This window comes from Sphingomonas sp. NPDC019816 (genome assembly GCF_050274375.1).
Taxonomy (GTDB): domain Bacteria; phylum Pseudomonadota; class Alphaproteobacteria; order Sphingomonadales; family Sphingomonadaceae; genus Sphingomonas.
The window spans coordinates 1-14587 of the sequence record NZ_JBNNOB010000101.1 but is presented as its reverse complement, the minus strand read 5'-3'; the positions used below and the strand labels follow the sequence as shown (position 1 = coordinate 14587).

Below are 14587 nucleotides of genomic sequence, written 5' to 3'. Positions count from 1 at the left end.
CGCCGTCTCGAAGGGAGAAAGCCCGCAGCAACGCCGCCGCCCATCCCCACCCCCCCACCAAAAACAAAAAAAACCCCCCTCGATTCCCCGTGCGGTGGTGGGAGTTCAGACTTGGGCTCTTCTGGTTGAGACTTGCCTTTCGGACACCGTGCTCCCGCGGTTCTTCCTCTCCCCCTCCCCAAGGCCGCCGTCATCATCGTCGCGCGCATTCATGTCTCCCTCAAGCCAGGTCACCGGCCGGCTTACGCCGCCGGAGCGGGGCGGGTCCATCGGTTTATCGCTGGGGGGGATCATCAGGGGGCTGGCGGCTCTAGCGCCGCGCCAACGCTACGAAGAAATCTGGAGGCGCGACCGGGAATCGAACCCGGGTGCAAGGATTTGCAGTCCTCTGCGTCACCACTCCGCCATCGCGCCTCGATGTCGTGGGAGGCGGGCATGTCTGCGGTTTTTGCCTCGCTGTCAACAGTCACGACGCGGCCGTTACAAAAAAGTCCAGGCGGGTCCTGATCGCCACGCCGGCCGAGCCTGGGCTGGCCGGGCCTATTTCACCGCCGTCTCCGCGACCGCGACCGCCGCCGCCTTGCCTCGACGCCGTTCGGCGACCTGTGCGTCGGATACGCCCTGCGCGAAGGTCGCGGTGGCAGGCGGCGGATTGCGCGTCTTTTCGAGATAGCCGGCGGTGATCGATCCGCCCAGGACGGCGGCACCGATGATGCCGGCGCCGAGATAGCCGGTGCTTCGTTTCATAAAGCCTCTCCAGAATGGGCCAGGCGGCGGGGCCTTGGAATGGCCATCAAACGGGAGAGGCGTGCGATTGGCTCCTGCCGTTACATTTTGTCGCAAAGCGGATGCCGAGCGGAATGCCGGCGATATCCGTCCGCTTGGCGGAACCGAGCGGGCGCGATAGAAGCGGCGGGAACCAAATTAGTGTATTGCACAACTAAAACGGCTGTGCGACAGGGATGGGCCATGATGACGACCAGCAACGAATCCTCGAATTTCGACGCGATGCGCCACGCGATGGTGGCGAGCCAGCTGCGTACTACGGCGGTCAGCGACCAGCGCGTCGTGGCGCAGATGGCGCGGGTTCCGCGTGAGGCGTTCGTGCCGGAGGCGCTTCGTCCGGTCGCATATCGTGACGGCACGATCGACCTGGGGCAGGGGCGTGCGGTCAACCTGCCGATGGCGACCGGCCGTCTGCTGACCGAGGCCTATCTGGAGGCGAATGATCGCGTGCTGCTGATCGGCGCCGCCACCGGCTATACCGCCGCGCTGCTTGCCGGGATCGTCGCCGAGGTCGTGGCGGTCGAGGACAATGCCGATCTGCTCGCCGCCGCGCGCACCGCGCTGGCGGGTGAAGCCAAGGTCAAGCTGGTCGACGCGCCCTTGACCGCCGGCAACCCGGCCGATGCGCCCTATGACGTGCTGGTGATCGACGGCGCGGTCGAGGAAATCCCCGCCGCCCTGATCGAGCAGGTCCGCGTCGGCGGCCGGATCGTCACCGGTCTGGTCGACAAGGGCGTGACCCGTCTCGCCAGCGGTCGCCGGACCGAGGGCGGCCACGGCGTGCGCCCCTTCGCCGATGCCGAATGCACCATCCTGCCGGGCTTCGCCCGCCCGCGCGCGTTCCAGTTCTGATGCCGATGCGTCCGTCCCTGACCTCCGGCGTCCTGATCGGTTCGGCGCTGCTGCTGGCCGGGTCCGCTTCGGCGGAAACGCTGCGCGAGGCGATGGTGCGGGCGTATCAGACGAACCCGACGATCACCGGTCAGCGCGCCGCCCAGCGCGCGACCGACGAGAATGTGCCGATCGCACGCTCGAACGGCCTGCCGTCGTTGCAATCCAACGCGCAGATCATCGACAATATCGTCGTCGCTAACAACAACTTCCTGAACCCGGAACGCGTCGGCACCGGGCAAGTGCAGTTGTCGGTGCCGCTCTATCAGGGCGGTGCGGTCAAGAACGCGGTGCGCGCCGCCGAGACGCGGGTCGATGCGGGCCGGGCTCAGCTGCGCGGGGTGGAGGCGAACCTCTTCACCAATGTCGTCGCGGCGTACATGAACGTCATCCGCGACGAGGCGATCGTCAATCTGAACACGCGCAACGTCAATGTGCTGGACACCAATTTGCGTGCCTCGCGTGACCGTTTCCAGGTCGGCGACCTGACCCGCACCGACGTTGCCCAGTCCGAGGCACGGCTGGCGCAGGCGCGCGCGCAGTTGCAGTCGGCGCAGACGAACCTGATCTCCAGCCGCGAGAATTACGTTAACATCGTCGGCGTCGCGCCGGTGGGCCTGGAACAGCCGCCAGCACTGCCGACGCTGCCCGCCTCGCCGAACCGGGCGGTGGCCGTCGCGCTCGACCAAAACCCGCAGCTGATCGCCGCGCGACGCTCGGCGGATGCGACCCGCTATGACATCAACGTGGCTCGCGCCAATCGGCTGCCGCGCGTGGCGGCGGTATCGAGCGGTAACTATTTCAATTATCTCGGTTCGCTGAACGCGCCACCGGGGGCGGGCAACGTGCCGACCTCCGGTATCAACGCGACGGTCGGTGTGCAGATGTCGATGCCGCTGTTCCAGGGCGGCCGCCCGGCGGCGCAGGTCCGTCAGGCCGAGGCGCTGCGCGGCCAGGCGTTGGAGAATGCGACCGCGACCGAACGACAGGTCGTGGCGCAGGTCCGCTCCGCCTATGCCGTCTGGCAATCCTCGCAGGAGGTGATCGCCTCGGCCGAGTCGGCGGTGCGCGCCAATTCGCTGTCGCTGGAGGGTGTGCGCGCCGAGAACAGCGTCGGCACCCGCACCGTTCTCGACATCCTGAACGCCGAGCAGGAATTGCTGAACAGCCAGGTCACGCTCGTGACCGCGCGGCGCGACGCCTATGTCGCGGGCTTCGCGCTGATTGCCGCGATGGGCAATGCCGAGGCGCGCGACCTGGGGCTGGACGGCGGTTCGCTCTACGATCCGGTCGCCAATTACAAGCGCGTGCGCAACCGCATCAACGACTGGGACGGCGATGGCGAGCCCGCGCCGGTCGCCAGCACCACCGCCGGCACCCAGGCGCAGACGGCGGCGATCACCCGTCCGCTTGACGCGGATGTGAACGCCCCTGTTGACAGAAGCCCCGCATTAACCACAGGTGCAACGGCACCGAGCCGGCAATAACGCCGGCCAGAGGCTATGGGGGCCTGGGGGGCTTCAATGGGGATTGCGGTCATGGGTGAGATCAGCGCCGAACCGTCGATGGAGGAAATCCTTTCCTCGATCAAAAGGATCATCGCCGAGGAGGGCGAGGTGCCGGCGCGACAGCGTCGCCAGCCGCGACCCGTGCCGTCGCCGGTCGCCGATGACGACGGTCCCGAGATCCTGGAACTCAGCGATCCCATGCCGCTGCGCATGAAGGTGGAGGCCGCCGCCGCGCGTGCCGCCGAATCGGCCATGCGCGCCGCGCCCGAGCCGGCACCGGCGGCCCCCGAACCCGTGGCACCCGTGCCCGCCCCGACCGCCGCCCCGATCGCGGCGGCACCGGTCGAACCCGCCCATGGCCCGGACCAGGAGGAGGCGATCGTATCGCCCCGTGCCGCCGAGGCCAGCCGTGGCGCCTTGGAGTCGCTCAGCCGGATGATGGTTAAACCCGAACCCAGCGGCGACGGCACCCTGGAGGGGCTGGTCCGCGACATGCTCCGTCCGATGCTGCGCGAATGGCTGGATGCGAACCTGCCGGAAATGGTTGAGGCGATGGTGGCCAAGGAAATCGCCCGGATCACGCGCGAAGGGCGTTGATGCCGCCGGCGGGCAATCCGGTCGGAATGATGGCCGCCTCGGAACCGGGCCTGGAGCGCCGGGTTGGCAAGGCATGACCGCTATCGACCGGCCATCGGAGAAGGACAAGGCGAAACGCACGCCCGTGTCGTCGCCGCCTATCGCGGATACACGTCAGCCGCATTCGGGCCAGTCGGATATCTTCTTCGCTGCGGTGAAGACGACCCGGATGCCGATGATCGTCACCGATCCCCGGCAGCCGGATAATCCCATCGTCTTCTGCAACGAAGCCTTCAGCTTCATGACCGGCTATTCCGAGGAGGAAATCCTCGGCACGAACTGCCGTTTCCTGCAAGGGCCGGAGACGGACCGCGACGTGGTGGCACAGGTCCGCGCGGCGGTCGAGCGACGCGAGGAGATCGCGGTCGAACTGCTCAATTACCGCAAGAACGGCTCGACCTTCTGGAACGCGCTGTTCGTCTCGCCCGTCTATGACGATGCGGGCGAGCTGGTCTATTTCTTCAGCAGCCAGCTCGACATCTCGCGCCGCCGCGAGGCCGAGGATGCGCTGCACGAGGCACAGAAAATGGAGGCGGTCGGCAAGCTGACCGGCGGCATCGCGCATGACTTCAACAACCTGCTCCAGGTCATCATCGGTTATTCCGATATCCTCGAAGCCCGGATCGACGCCGGCGACCGCAGCGGACGCCGCGCGGTGGAGGCGATCAGCGCGGCGGCCGCACGCGGCGCGACGCTGACCCAGCAACTGCTCGCCTTCGCGCGCAAGCAGGAACTGCGCGACCGATTGCTCAACTTCAACCAGCTGATCGGGGATTTCCGCCCCATCCTCAACCGCACGGCCGGCGAGCAGATTACCTTGCGCCAGCGGCTGGAGGAAAATCTCTGGAACTGCCGGATCGATCCGGTTCAGGCCGAAATGGCGCTGCTCAACATCGTGACCAACGCGCGCGAGGCGGTCGACCGCGACGCGGGGCAGGGCGTCGTCACCATCACCACCCGCAACATGATTCAGTCGGCCGAGCATCCCGAGGGGCCGGCCAACCTCGATCCGGGTGAATATGTCATGGTCCGCATCGGCGATGACGGGCCCGGTATCGATCCGGCGATCGCCGACAAGGTCTTCGACCCGTTCTTCACGACCAAGGAAATGGGGAAGGGCGCAGGGCTGGGCCTGGCAATGGTCTATGGCTTTATGCGCCAGTCGGGCGGGCTGGCGACGGTCGAGCATGACGAGGGCGGCGGTGCCGCGCTATCGCTCTATTTCCCGCGCGCGGCCGGTGTCAGCGAGCGTCGTCCCACGCCCGTCCGGCCGGCCCGCAAGGGCGGCGTCGAGCGTGTCCTGATGGTCGAGGATCAGGACGATGTCGGCGATCTGGGCCGGGCTATGCTGGAAGACATGGGCTATGACGTGGTGCTGACGCGCAGCGCGCGCGAGGCGCTCGATCATCTGGCGAAGGACGACGACTTCCAGCTGCTGTTCACCGATATCCTGATGCCCGGCGGCATGAACGGCGTGGCGTTGGCACGCATCGTGCGCCGCGATCATCCGCGCCTGGCGGTGCTGCTGACGACCGGCTTTGCCGACGAGGCGATCGATGAGGGCGCGCGGTCGTACGAACTGATCCGCAAACCCTATCGCCGGGCCGAGCTGAACGACCGGATCCGCGCGGTGCTCGACCGGCCGGGGGCGCGTACCTGATATCATCTAGCGTCCCAGCGTCAGGCTGATTAAGGCAGCGGCATGACTGAGCTGCCCAAGACGTTCGACCCCGCCGCAATCGAAGCCCGCTGGTATGGCCATTGGGAGGAAAAGGGCCTGTTCCGCCCCGATCGCCCGAATGCCGAGCCGTGGACGATCGTCAACCCGCCGCCCAACGTCACCGGCAATCTGCATATCGGCCATGCGCTGGACAACACGCTCCAGGACATCCTCGTCCGCCATGCCCGGCTGAAGGGCAAGGACGCGCTGTGGGTCGTCGGTACCGATCATGCGGGCATCGCGACCCAGATGGTCGTCGAGCGCCAGATGAACGCGCGCGGGGAGAAGCGCACCGACTTCACCCGCGACCAGTTCCTGGAAAAGGTCTGGACGTGGAAGGCGGAGAGCGGCGGCCAGATCACCGGCCAGCTGCGCCGTCTGGGCTGCTCGATGGACTGGGCCAATGAGCGGTTCACCATGGACGAGGGCTTCAGCAAGGCGGTGCTGAAGGTATTCGTCGACCTGTACCGTCAGGGCTTACTCTACCGCGACAAGCGGCTGGTCAACTGGGACGCCGGGCTCGGCACCGCGATCAGCGACCTGGAGGTCGAGACGCGCGAAGTGAAGGGCAGCTTCTGGCGCCTGCGCTATCCGCTGGCCGACGGATCGGGCTTTATCGAGGTTGCGACGACGCGTCCCGAGACGATGCTCGCCGACATGGCGGTCGCGGTCCACCCGGACGATGCGCGCTACACCGCGCTGATCGGCAAGCAGGTGCGCCTGCCGATCACCGGCCGCCTGATCCCGATCGTCGCCGACGAACATGCCGATCCCGAGCTGGGATCGGGCGCGGTGAAGATCACGCCGGGCCACGACTTCAACGACTTCGAGGTGGGTCGCCGCGCCGGGATCGAGGCGCGCGACATGCTCAACATGCTCGATGGCAAGGCACATATCTGCCAGACGTCGGACGGGCTGATCCCCGACGCATTCCTGGGCTTGTCGACCGCCGACGCGCGCAAGGCCGTGGTCGCGCGTTTGAAGGACGAGGGCGTCCTGATCCCGCATATCGACAAGGACGGCGAGGAGCATGACGCCGAGCCGCGCACGATCCAGACCCCGTTCGGCGACCGCTCCGGCGTGGTGATCGAGCCATGGCTGACCGACCAATGGTATGTCGACGCCAAGACGCTGGCCCAGCCCGCGATCCAGGCGGTGCGCGGCGGCGACATCAAGATCGTGCCGCAGGCGTGGGAAAAGACCTTCTTCAATTGGATGGAGAATATCCAGCCCTGGTGCGTCAGCCGCCAGCTCTGGTGGGGCCATCAGATCCCGGCCTGGTTTGCCGAGGACGGTCGCGTGTTCGTCGCCGAGAGCGAAGAGGAAGCGCAAGGACAGGCAGGCGAGGGCGTTACCCTGACCCGCGACCCGGACGTGCTGGATACGTGGTTCTCGTCCGCGCTCTGGCCGTTCGCGACGCTCGGCTGGCCCGATAATGGCGACAAGACGCTGGCGGGGCGTTACCCCAACGACGTACTGATCTCCGGCTTTGACATCCTGTTCTTCTGGGATGCGCGGATGATGATGCAGGGCATGCACTTCATGGAGGATGTGCCCTTCAAGACACTGTATCTGCACGGTCTTGTCCGCGCGGCAGACGGCTCGAAGATGTCGAAGTCGAAGGGCAACACGGTCGATCCGCTGGGCCTGATCGACCAGTACGGCGCCGACGCCCTGCGCTTCTTCATGGCGGCGATGGAGAGCCAGGGGCGCGACATCAAGATGGATGAGCGCCGGGTCGAGGGTTATCGCAACTTCGCGACCAAGCTGTGGAACGCGGCGCGCTTTGCCCAGTCCAACGGCATCGGCGTATCGACCACGCTGGAGGCGCCGAACGCCAGCCTCGCGGTCAACAAGTGGATCATTGCTGAAACGGTGAAGACCGTGCAGGCGGTGGACCTCGCACTGGCCGACTACCGCTTCGACGGGGCGGCGAACGCGATCTATCAGTTCGTCTGGAGCCGCTTCTGCGATTGGTATCTCGAACTCATCAAGCCGGTCCTTCAGGGCGGCGAAGAGGGCGGTGACGAAACCCGTGCGGTCGCGGGCTGGGTGCTCGACCAGATACTGGTCCTGCTCCACCCGTTCATGCCGTTCATTACCGAAGAGCTGTGGCATGCCATGGGCGCGCGCGATCACGACCTGATCGTGGCGCAGTGGCCGATGGCCGACGCCCGCGCGCTCGACCCCGAGGCGGAGCGCGAGATCGACTGGCTGATCCGTCTGGTCAGCGAAATCCGCGCTGCGCGCACCGAACTCAATGTGCCGCCGGGCGCGCGTCTGCCGATGCATGTCCGCGATGCGAATGACGGCACCACGGCGCGGCTGATCCGTCAGGCGTCGGCCTTGGCGCGTCTGGCGCGTGTCGATGCGGCCGAGGGCGAAGCGAGCGGCGGCGCGGCGCAGGTGGTGGTGGACGAGGCGACCTTCGTCCTGCCGCTGGAGGGCGTCATCGACCTCGACGCCGAGCGTCAGCGCCTGACCAAGGCGATCGCGGCGGTCGAGAAGGAACGCGATGCGCTGGGCGGACGGTTGAGCAACGCCAGCTTCGTCGAACGTGCCAAGCCGGAAGCGGTCGAAAAGGCGAAGGCCGACCATGCCGACAAGATGGCCGAAGCGGCCCGCCTGCACGCGGCGCTGGGCCGCCTGGGCTGACCCCAAAATCCTCCTCATCGTGAGATGAGGGGGGCATCGCGAAGCGATGGTGGAGGGGCGAGGGGCCATGCCCCTCCACCGCGCCCTGACGGGCGCGGTTCCCCTCCCCAAGCCGAGCTTGGGGAGGATGGGCTTATGCCTATTCCCCCAAGCGTCGCAGCCGCCGGATGCGCGGCTCGCGCTGCAACTGCGCCTCGCGGCGGATCACCTGGCGCAGTTCGTCGCGCTTTTCGTGGATGGAGGCGATCACCGGCCCCATCGCGACGCCCAGATCGACCAGCACCGCCTCCGAGAGTTGGAGCGAGCTCTCCAGCGTCTCGGGCACCGCCTCGCTGACGCCCGCACGGTAGAGTTCGGTCGCATGCGCCATGTCGCGCGCGCGTGCGATGATCGGCAGGTCTGGCGCGGCCTCGCGGATGCGCCGCGCCAGCCGCACGGTCAGCACCGGATCGTCCATCGTCAGAATGAGCGCGCGCGCGGCGGGCAGGTCCAGCCGGTCGACCAGTTCCGCCCGCGCGACGTCGCCGAACATCACCGCATAGCCCGCGCGCCGCGCATCGGTCACCGAATCGATATCGGCCTCCACCGCGACATAGGGCTTGCCATGGACGGTCAGCATATCGGCGATCATCTTGCCGACGCGGCCGAAGCCGATGATGACGGTGCGCTCCGCATCGGTCGCCAACTCGGGCACGGCGGGGCCATCGGTGCTGCGCGCCTCGATCCGGCGGGACATGACCCGACCCGCCTTGGCGAGAAGAGGGGTGATGGTCAGGCCGATCGCGGTCACCGTCTGCCAAAAGGCGGCGGTTGAGGGCAGGATCAGCTGCGCCTGCGCCGCCGTCCCCAGCACGATCAGCGTCGTCTCCGACGGACTGCCCATCAGCAACCCGGTCTCCGCCGCGACGCCGCGCCGTGCATTGGCGACGCGAAGCAGCAGATAGGTGACCACCGCCTTGACCGCGATGACCCCGACGACCGCCAGCAACAGCATGTCCCAATTCCGTGCGATCAACCGCAGGTCCAGGCTCATGCCCACCGTGATCAGGAACACGCCGAGCGCGAGGCCCTTGAACGGCGCGGTCATCACCTCGACCTCGGAGTGATATTCGGTCTCGGCGATCAACAAGCCGGCGAGCAGCGCGCCGACGATCGGCGACAGCCCGGCCGCCGTGGTCGCCACGCTGGCGACGATGACGACCAGGAGCGAGGCGGCGAGGAACAGCTCGGGGCTCTTGGTGCGGGCGGCCTGTGCGAACAGGCGGGGCAGGACGATCCTGCCGCCCAGATACATGACGACGACCGTCAACCCGCCGCGAAGCGCGACCCCGGCGATGCCGACCCAGCCTTCGTCGCTGGCGGTCGGCGCCATTGCGCCCAGCGCGAAGATGATGGGGACGAGCGCCAGATCCTCGAACAACAGCATGGCGAAGGCGCCGCGACCGACCGGGCTGGTCGTGCCGACCAGCGGCAGCACGAGCGCGGTCGAGGACAGCGTCAAGGCGAGGCCGAGGCCGATCGCGCCGCCTAGTCCCTGGCCCATGACATGCAAGGCCCCGCCGATCAGAACCGCCGAGCCTAGCAATTCGGCCGCGCCGGTCCCGAACACCAGCCGCCGCATCGCCCACAGTCTGCGAAAGGACAGCTCCAGGCCGATGGAAAACAACAATAAGATGATACCGAACTCGGCGAAGGGCTCGATCGATTCCGGGTCGGATATGGTCAGGTAGTAGAGCCATGGGGCCTGGGGCACCAGCGAACCGAGGCCGGCGGGCCCGACCAGCAGGCCGACGAGGATGAAGCCGATGACCGGGCTGACCCGAAAGCGGGCGAAGGCGGGAATGACGATCCCCGCCGCGCCGAGGATGACGAGCGCGTCGGAAAAGCCTTGATTGTCGAGCCGTAATGCCATGGCGCGAGACTAGCCCGGCTTTGCCCTGCTTGTCAGGCCGTTAATCCTTCGAAACGGTCCTGGGGCATTTGGTCCACTGACCGGTGCCGTTCGACGCGGCTAGGGCGCGGGGATGAACAGTCCGTCGCGCCACGTCTTGATCGCCCTCCTCTCGACCCTGGTCCTGACGGGATGCGGTGACGGCGACCGGGCGGCACGGTTGAAGGCGGCGGGGCCGAATCCGTCGCTCGACGCGCTGATGAAGGTGGCGGACGCCGACGCCGGCGCGCGGACCTTCGGCCAGTGCCTGGCGTGCCATACGATCGGCAAGGGCGAACTCGATCGCGCCGGTCCCAACCTGCACGGGATCATGGGCAAGCCGGTCGCCGGCGGAAGCGATCGTTATGGCTATACGGCGGCGTTGAAGAAGGTCGGTGGCGTTTGGGACCGGCCGACGATGGACCGCTGGCTGACCGCGCCGCAACGCTTCGCGCCGGGGACGAAGATGACCTTTGCCGGTCTGTCCGACCCACTCGCGCGGGCGGATGTGATCGCCTATCTGGAGCGGGAAGGGCGAGAGTAATCCGGTTCGCGGTCGGGCTTGCGCTTCGACGTCATCAGCGTGAACGGCGGCGAGGAAGGGGCGCCACAATCCCCAACCTCCGTTCAGCCTGAGCGCAGTCGAAGGCCAAGGGAATCCCTTTGCCAAAAGGGCATTGAAGAGCTTGTCGCGTGGCCTTCGACTACGCTCAGGCTGAACGGAGGGCAGGAAAAAAAAAGGCCCGGAGACAATGCCTCCGAGCCCCTTTCTCACAACCTTGCGGCAGCAATTACTGCCAGTTGGCCATTTCGGTTTCGAGGTTGACGCGGATCGCCTCGAAGAACTGCTCGGTGGTCATCCAGGGCTGGTCCGGGCCGATCAGGATCGCGAGATCCTTGGTCATCTGGCCGTTCTCGACGGTCTGGACGCAGACCTTTTCCAGCGTCTCGGCGAAGCGGACGACGTCGGGGGTGTTGTCGAACTTGCCGCGATACTTCAGGCCGCCAGTCCAGGCAAAGATCGACGCGATCGGGTTGGTCGAGGTCGCCTTGCCCTGCTGATGCTGGCGATAGTGACGGGTCACGGTGCCGTGCGCCGCTTCCGCCTCGATCGTCTTGCCGTCCGGGGTCATCAGGACCGAGGTCATCAGGCCGAGCGAGCCGAAGCCCTGCGCCACGGTGTCCGACTGTACGTCGCCGTCATAGTTCTTACAGGCCCAAACGAACTCGCCGTGCCACTTCAGCGCCGAGGCGACCATGTCGTCGATCAGGCGGTGCTGATACTCGATGCCCGCCGCCTTGAATTGATCGGCGAACTCGGCGTCGAACACTTCTTGGAAGATGTCCTTGAAGCGGCCGTCATAGGCCTTCAGGATGGTGTTCTTGGTCGACAGATAGACCGGCCAGCCACGGTTCAGGCCATAGTTCATCGAAGCGCGTGCGAAGTCGCGGATCGACTCGTCGAGATTGTACATGCCCATGGCGACGCCGGCGGCGGGGAAGTTGAACACTTCCTCCTCGATCGATTCGCCATTCTCGCCTTCCCACTTCAGGGTCAGCTTGCCCTTGCCGGGGACCTTGAAATCGGTCGCCTTATACTGGTCGCCGAACGCGTGACGGCCGACGACGATCGGGTGGGTCCAGCCGGGGACGAGGCGGGGAACGTTCTTGATGACGATCGGCTCGCGGAACACCACGCCGCCCAGGATGTTGCGGATCGTGCCGTTGGGCGACTTCCACATCTTCTTCAGGCCGAATTCCTCGACGCGCTGCTCGTCGGGGGTGATGGTCGCGCACTTGATCGCGACGCCGTACTTCTGGGTGGCGTGAGCGCTGTCGATCGTCACCTGATCGGCGGTGGCGTCGCGGTTCTGGACCGACAGGTCGAAATAGGCCAGCTCGATGTCGAGATACGGCTTGATCAGGCGCTCGCGAATCCACTCCCAGATGATCCGGGTCATTTCGTCGCCGTCGATCTCCACGACCGGCGTATTTACCTTGATCTTCGCCATATGCGCATCCTTAGATTTGGCAGGTTTGCGACGCGTCTAGGGGAGGGGGCGCGTCGGATCAACCACCCTGCTCGGGATCCGAAAGGGCCGAGGCGAACCGAAAAGATTGTGCGATGGCCGGTGGACAGGTAGACAGACCCGATGCCTTCGCTTGAAAAGCCTCCCATCGCCACCACCACGGTCAAGTGGCGCTTTCCCGCCGTCCATCCCGAAGGGCGCAAATATGTGCTGATCGGGGCGGGCCTGACCCTGATCGCCACGCTGATCACCAAGATCCTGTTCTGGCCGTTCGTCGGTCTGTGCATCTGGATCGCGGCCTTCTTCCGCGACCCCGTGCGCACCACGCCGCAGGGCGACGACCTGATCGTCGCGCCCGCCGACGGGCTGGTGACCATGATCCAGCGCGTGCCGATCCCGCGCGAACTGGTCGGCGAGCTGGGCGAGGCGCCGCTGGTCCGCGTGTCGATCTTCATGTCGGTGTTCGACGTGCACATCAATCGCACGCCCGTCGCGGGCGTCATCCGCCAGGTCGTCTATATCTCGGGCAAGTTCCTGAACGCCGATCTCGACAAGGCGTCGGACGAGAATGAACGCCAGCATTTCGTGGTCGAGGGGCGCGACGGCCGCAAGATCGGTTTCACCCAAATCGCGGGCCTGGTCGCGCGGCGTATCGTCGGCTTCGTTAAGCCCGGAGACATGGTCGCCGCCGGTCAGCGCGTCGGCCTGATCCGCTTCGGCAGCCGTGTCGACGTCTATCTGCCCGACGACGTCACGCCGCAGGTATGCCTGGGCCAGCGTTCGGTGGCCGGTGAGACGGTATTGGGCCGGGTCGGCGGCAAGCCGATGACCGGTATCGCGCAGTAATCCATGGCGATGTCCCCCCGCTTCGCCCGTCGCGGCCCACCGCGTGGCCTGCCGCTCCGGGCGATCGCCCCCAATGCCGTGACGGCCCTGGCGCTCTGTTCCGGCCTGACCGGCGTGAAGTTCGCCATCGCGCAATCCTGGGAAGCCGCCGTCATCATGATCATGGTGGCGGCCGTTCTCGACGGGCTGGACGGGCGGATCGCGCGATTGCTGCGTGGGGAAAGCCGTTTCGGCGCCGAGCTCGATTCGCTGTCGGACGCGATCTCGTTCGGCGTCGCACCGGCGCTGATCCTCTATCTCTGGTCGCTTTGGACGCTGCCACGCATCGGCTGGATCGCTGCGCTGCTTCTCGCGGTCTTCTGTGCGCTCCGGCTGGCCCGGTTCAATTCGCAGCTCGATATCGTCGACCAGCCGCGCAAGACCGCCGGCTATTTCACCGGTATTCCCGCGCCAGCCGGTGCGGGATTGTCGATGCTGCCGCTGTATCTCTGGTTCTGGACGGGGGAACCGTTCTTCGCCTCGCCGCTGCTTGTGGCCCCGTGGGTTACCTTCATCGCGTTGCTGATGGTGTCGAGCGTCGCGACCTTCTCCTGGACCTCGTTCCGTCTGCGCCGCAATGTCCGGTTCGAGGTCCTGGCGATCATCGTCCTGGTAGGCGCGGCCCTGTTGTCCGCGCCTTGGCATGCGCTGACCGCGCTATGCCTTGCCTATCTGGCGAGCATCCCGTTCAGCATGATCGCCTATGGCCGGATCAAGCGGCAGCGCGGCGGCGCGCCAGCATCGAAGGGGCCGGCGAACCTGCCGCCCAGCGCCTGACGGCGATGCGCCGTTCGGCCACCACCAAGGCGGCCAGCGGCGTGAAGGCCGGCTCGACATGGCCGGTCGCGAGATGGAGGATACGGCGCCACTGGGGCGCGATCATCATCGCGATGGTGGCGATGGCGGCGACAAGGGCGCCCGTGAAAACCAGAACACTCACCACGATCATCATGATGTCTGCCTCCTGCCTTACCATGGGGTCCGGCATATTAACCAAGCCGTAACCATTGGAATTTTTGATCAGTTCCGTCGCCGCGATCGCGACAACAGGATGAACCGTGCCAAATTAGGGATATTGCGTTTGCGATTCACCTCAGTTGGCCGCTGTTCTCCCTTGCGGTCATCTTATGTTCCGCCTGTGTTCCGGAGTCAATGTGCTTTGGAACAAAAGTGAACGGCTTGCAGGGCTTGTCATGACGTTGGTCATGCGCTAGGGGCGCCCCCCTCAACACCGCATGGGAAGCATCATATTTCGGTGCGCATGGGCTTGGCCCGCCGCGTCATCCGCTTCCCAGAGGCATAACCGGAAGGAATTAGATTATGGCGGCACCCGTCGTCACCATGCAGCAGCTGGTCGAAACCGGCGCGCACTTCGGCCACCAGACCCACCGCTGGAACCCGAAGATGAAGCCCTACATCTTCGGCGACCGCAACGGCGTCCACATCCTCGACCTGTCGCAGACCGTGCCGCTGTTCGCGCGCGCTCTGGAGTTCATCAGCTCGACCGTCGCTGGCGGTGGCAAGGTCCTGTTCGTCGGCACCAATC

Annotated in this window: 13 protein-coding genes and 1 tRNA gene; 9 read left to right on the top strand and 5 right to left on the bottom strand. The window is 66.2% G+C overall.

All coding sequences use genetic code 11. The features are described from left to right. Nucleotides 1-340 precede the first annotated feature (340 nt). Both ACQKJZ_RS13930 and ACQKJZ_RS13925 read right to left on the bottom strand, forming a co-directional pair. Nucleotides 341-414: transfer RNA gene (locus ACQKJZ_RS13930), tRNA-Cys, on the bottom strand. A 126-nt stretch (nt 415-540) separates the two neighbouring features. Further along, the gene (locus ACQKJZ_RS13925) at nt 541-747 is read right to left on the bottom strand and encodes a hypothetical protein (RefSeq protein WP_312489913.1); all 207 of its coding nucleotides are present in this window, start codon (nt 745-747) and stop codon (nt 541-543) included. Nucleotides 748-969: 222 nt separating this feature from the next. Here ACQKJZ_RS13925 and ACQKJZ_RS13920 point away from each other — a divergent pair, with 222 nt between their 5' ends. The 5 genes from ACQKJZ_RS13920 (at nt 970) to ACQKJZ_RS13900 (ending at nt 8196) form a co-directional block, all read left to right on the top strand. After that, the gene (locus tag ACQKJZ_RS13920; protein ID WP_427731641.1) at nt 970-1638 is read left to right on the top strand and encodes a protein-L-isoaspartate O-methyltransferase family protein; all 669 of its coding nucleotides are present in this window, start codon (nt 970-972) and stop codon (nt 1636-1638) included. Further along, a complete protein-coding gene (locus ACQKJZ_RS13915; protein ID WP_427731639.1) occupies nt 1638-3164 on the top strand; it encodes a TolC family outer membrane protein in 1527 nt (508 codons plus the stop codon). The genes ACQKJZ_RS13920 and ACQKJZ_RS13915 overlap by 1 nt, the downstream gene beginning before the upstream one ends. Nucleotides 3165-3215: 51 nt before the next feature. Then, a complete protein-coding gene (locus ACQKJZ_RS13910; protein ID WP_427731637.1) occupies nt 3216-3782 on the top strand; it encodes a DUF2497 domain-containing protein in 567 nt (188 codons plus the stop codon). Between the two features lie 73 nt (nt 3783-3855). Then, a complete protein-coding gene (locus tag ACQKJZ_RS13905) occupies nt 3856-5481 on the top strand; it encodes a histidine kinase famiy protein (protein WP_427731635.1) in 1626 nt (541 codons plus the stop codon). 42 nt (nt 5482-5523) lie between these two features. Beyond that, entirely contained in the window at nt 5524-8196 is a 2673-nt protein-coding gene (locus ACQKJZ_RS13900) for a valine--tRNA ligase (RefSeq protein ID WP_427731633.1), read from the top strand. A gap of 139 nt (nt 8197-8335) precedes the next feature. Here ACQKJZ_RS13900 and ACQKJZ_RS13895 read toward each other — a convergent pair whose 3' ends face one another. Then, nucleotides 8336-10108, bottom strand: a complete 1773-nt coding sequence (locus tag ACQKJZ_RS13895; RefSeq protein ID WP_427731631.1) for a cation:proton antiporter — start codon at nt 10106-10108, stop codon at nt 8336-8338. Nucleotides 10109-10220: 112 nt separating this feature from the next. On the opposite strand from ACQKJZ_RS13895, the gene ACQKJZ_RS13890 reads away from it, so the two are divergent. Continuing rightward, the gene (locus tag ACQKJZ_RS13890; RefSeq protein WP_427731629.1) at nt 10221-10670 is read left to right on the top strand and encodes a c-type cytochrome; all 450 of its coding nucleotides are present in this window, start codon (nt 10221-10223) and stop codon (nt 10668-10670) included. Nucleotides 10671-10917: 247 nt separating this feature from the next. On the opposite strand, the gene ACQKJZ_RS13885 is transcribed toward ACQKJZ_RS13890, so the two are convergent. After that, a complete protein-coding gene (locus ACQKJZ_RS13885) occupies nt 10918-12138 on the bottom strand; it encodes an NADP-dependent isocitrate dehydrogenase (RefSeq protein ID WP_312489250.1) in 1221 nt (406 codons plus the stop codon). A 141-nt stretch (nt 12139-12279) separates the two neighbouring features. Here ACQKJZ_RS13885 and ACQKJZ_RS13880 point away from each other — a divergent pair, with 141 nt between their 5' ends. Next, nucleotides 12280-13002 carry a phosphatidylserine decarboxylase gene (locus ACQKJZ_RS13880; RefSeq protein WP_427731627.1) on the top strand — a complete coding sequence of 241 codons (723 nt, stop codon included), beginning with the start codon at nt 12280-12282 and terminating at the stop codon, nt 13000-13002. Nucleotides 13003-13005: 3 nt separating this feature from the next. Beyond that, entirely contained in the window at nt 13006-13818 is an 813-nt protein-coding gene (gene pssA / locus ACQKJZ_RS13875; protein WP_427731625.1) for a CDP-diacylglycerol--serine O-phosphatidyltransferase, read from the top strand. Here pssA and ACQKJZ_RS13870 read toward each other — a convergent pair. Beyond that, nucleotides 13754-13993, bottom strand: a complete 240-nt coding sequence (locus tag ACQKJZ_RS13870; RefSeq protein ID WP_427731623.1) for a hypothetical protein — start codon at nt 13991-13993, stop codon at nt 13754-13756. The two genes, pssA and ACQKJZ_RS13870, sit on opposite strands and share 65 nt — an antisense overlap. 368 nt (nt 13994-14361) lie before the next feature. Here ACQKJZ_RS13870 and rpsB point away from each other — a divergent pair. Then, nucleotides 14362-14587: 30S ribosomal protein S2 (rpsB, locus tag ACQKJZ_RS13865; protein ID WP_427731621.1), on the top strand; the 226-nt coding region annotated here is incomplete at its 3' end.

Excerpts from the sequence above, each read along its gene's own strand:
- ACQKJZ_RS13925 (WP_312489913.1), bottom strand. The coding sequence starts at position 747 with ATGAAACGAAGCACCGGCTATCTCGGCGCCGGCATCATCGGTGCCGCC.
- ACQKJZ_RS13920 (WP_427731641.1), top strand. The coding sequence starts at position 970 with ATGATGACGACCAGCAACGAATCCTCGAATTTCGACGCGATGCGCCAC.
- ACQKJZ_RS13915 (WP_427731639.1), top strand. The coding sequence starts at position 1,638 with ATGCCGATGCGTCCGTCCCTGACCTCCGGCGTCCTGATCGGTTCGGCG.
- ACQKJZ_RS13910 (WP_427731637.1), top strand. The coding sequence starts at position 3,216 with ATGGGTGAGATCAGCGCCGAACCGTCGATGGAGGAAATCCTTTCCTCG.
- ACQKJZ_RS13905 (WP_427731635.1), top strand. The coding sequence starts at position 3,856 with ATGACCGCTATCGACCGGCCATCGGAGAAGGACAAGGCGAAACGCACG.
- ACQKJZ_RS13900 (WP_427731633.1), top strand. The coding sequence starts at position 5,524 with ATGACTGAGCTGCCCAAGACGTTCGACCCCGCCGCAATCGAAGCCCGC.
- ACQKJZ_RS13895 (WP_427731631.1), bottom strand. The coding sequence starts at position 10,108 with ATGGCATTACGGCTCGACAATCAAGGCTTTTCCGACGCGCTCGTCATC.
- ACQKJZ_RS13890 (WP_427731629.1), top strand. The coding sequence starts at position 10,221 with ATGAACAGTCCGTCGCGCCACGTCTTGATCGCCCTCCTCTCGACCCTG.
- ACQKJZ_RS13885 (WP_312489250.1), bottom strand. The coding sequence starts at position 12,138 with ATGGCGAAGATCAAGGTAAATACGCCGGTCGTGGAGATCGACGGCGAC.
- ACQKJZ_RS13880 (WP_427731627.1), top strand. The coding sequence starts at position 12,280 with ATGCCTTCGCTTGAAAAGCCTCCCATCGCCACCACCACGGTCAAGTGG.
- pssA (WP_427731625.1), top strand. The coding sequence starts at position 13,006 with ATGGCGATGTCCCCCCGCTTCGCCCGTCGCGGCCCACCGCGTGGCCTG.
- ACQKJZ_RS13870 (WP_427731623.1), bottom strand. The coding sequence starts at position 13,993 with ATGATGATCGTGGTGAGTGTTCTGGTTTTCACGGGCGCCCTTGTCGCC.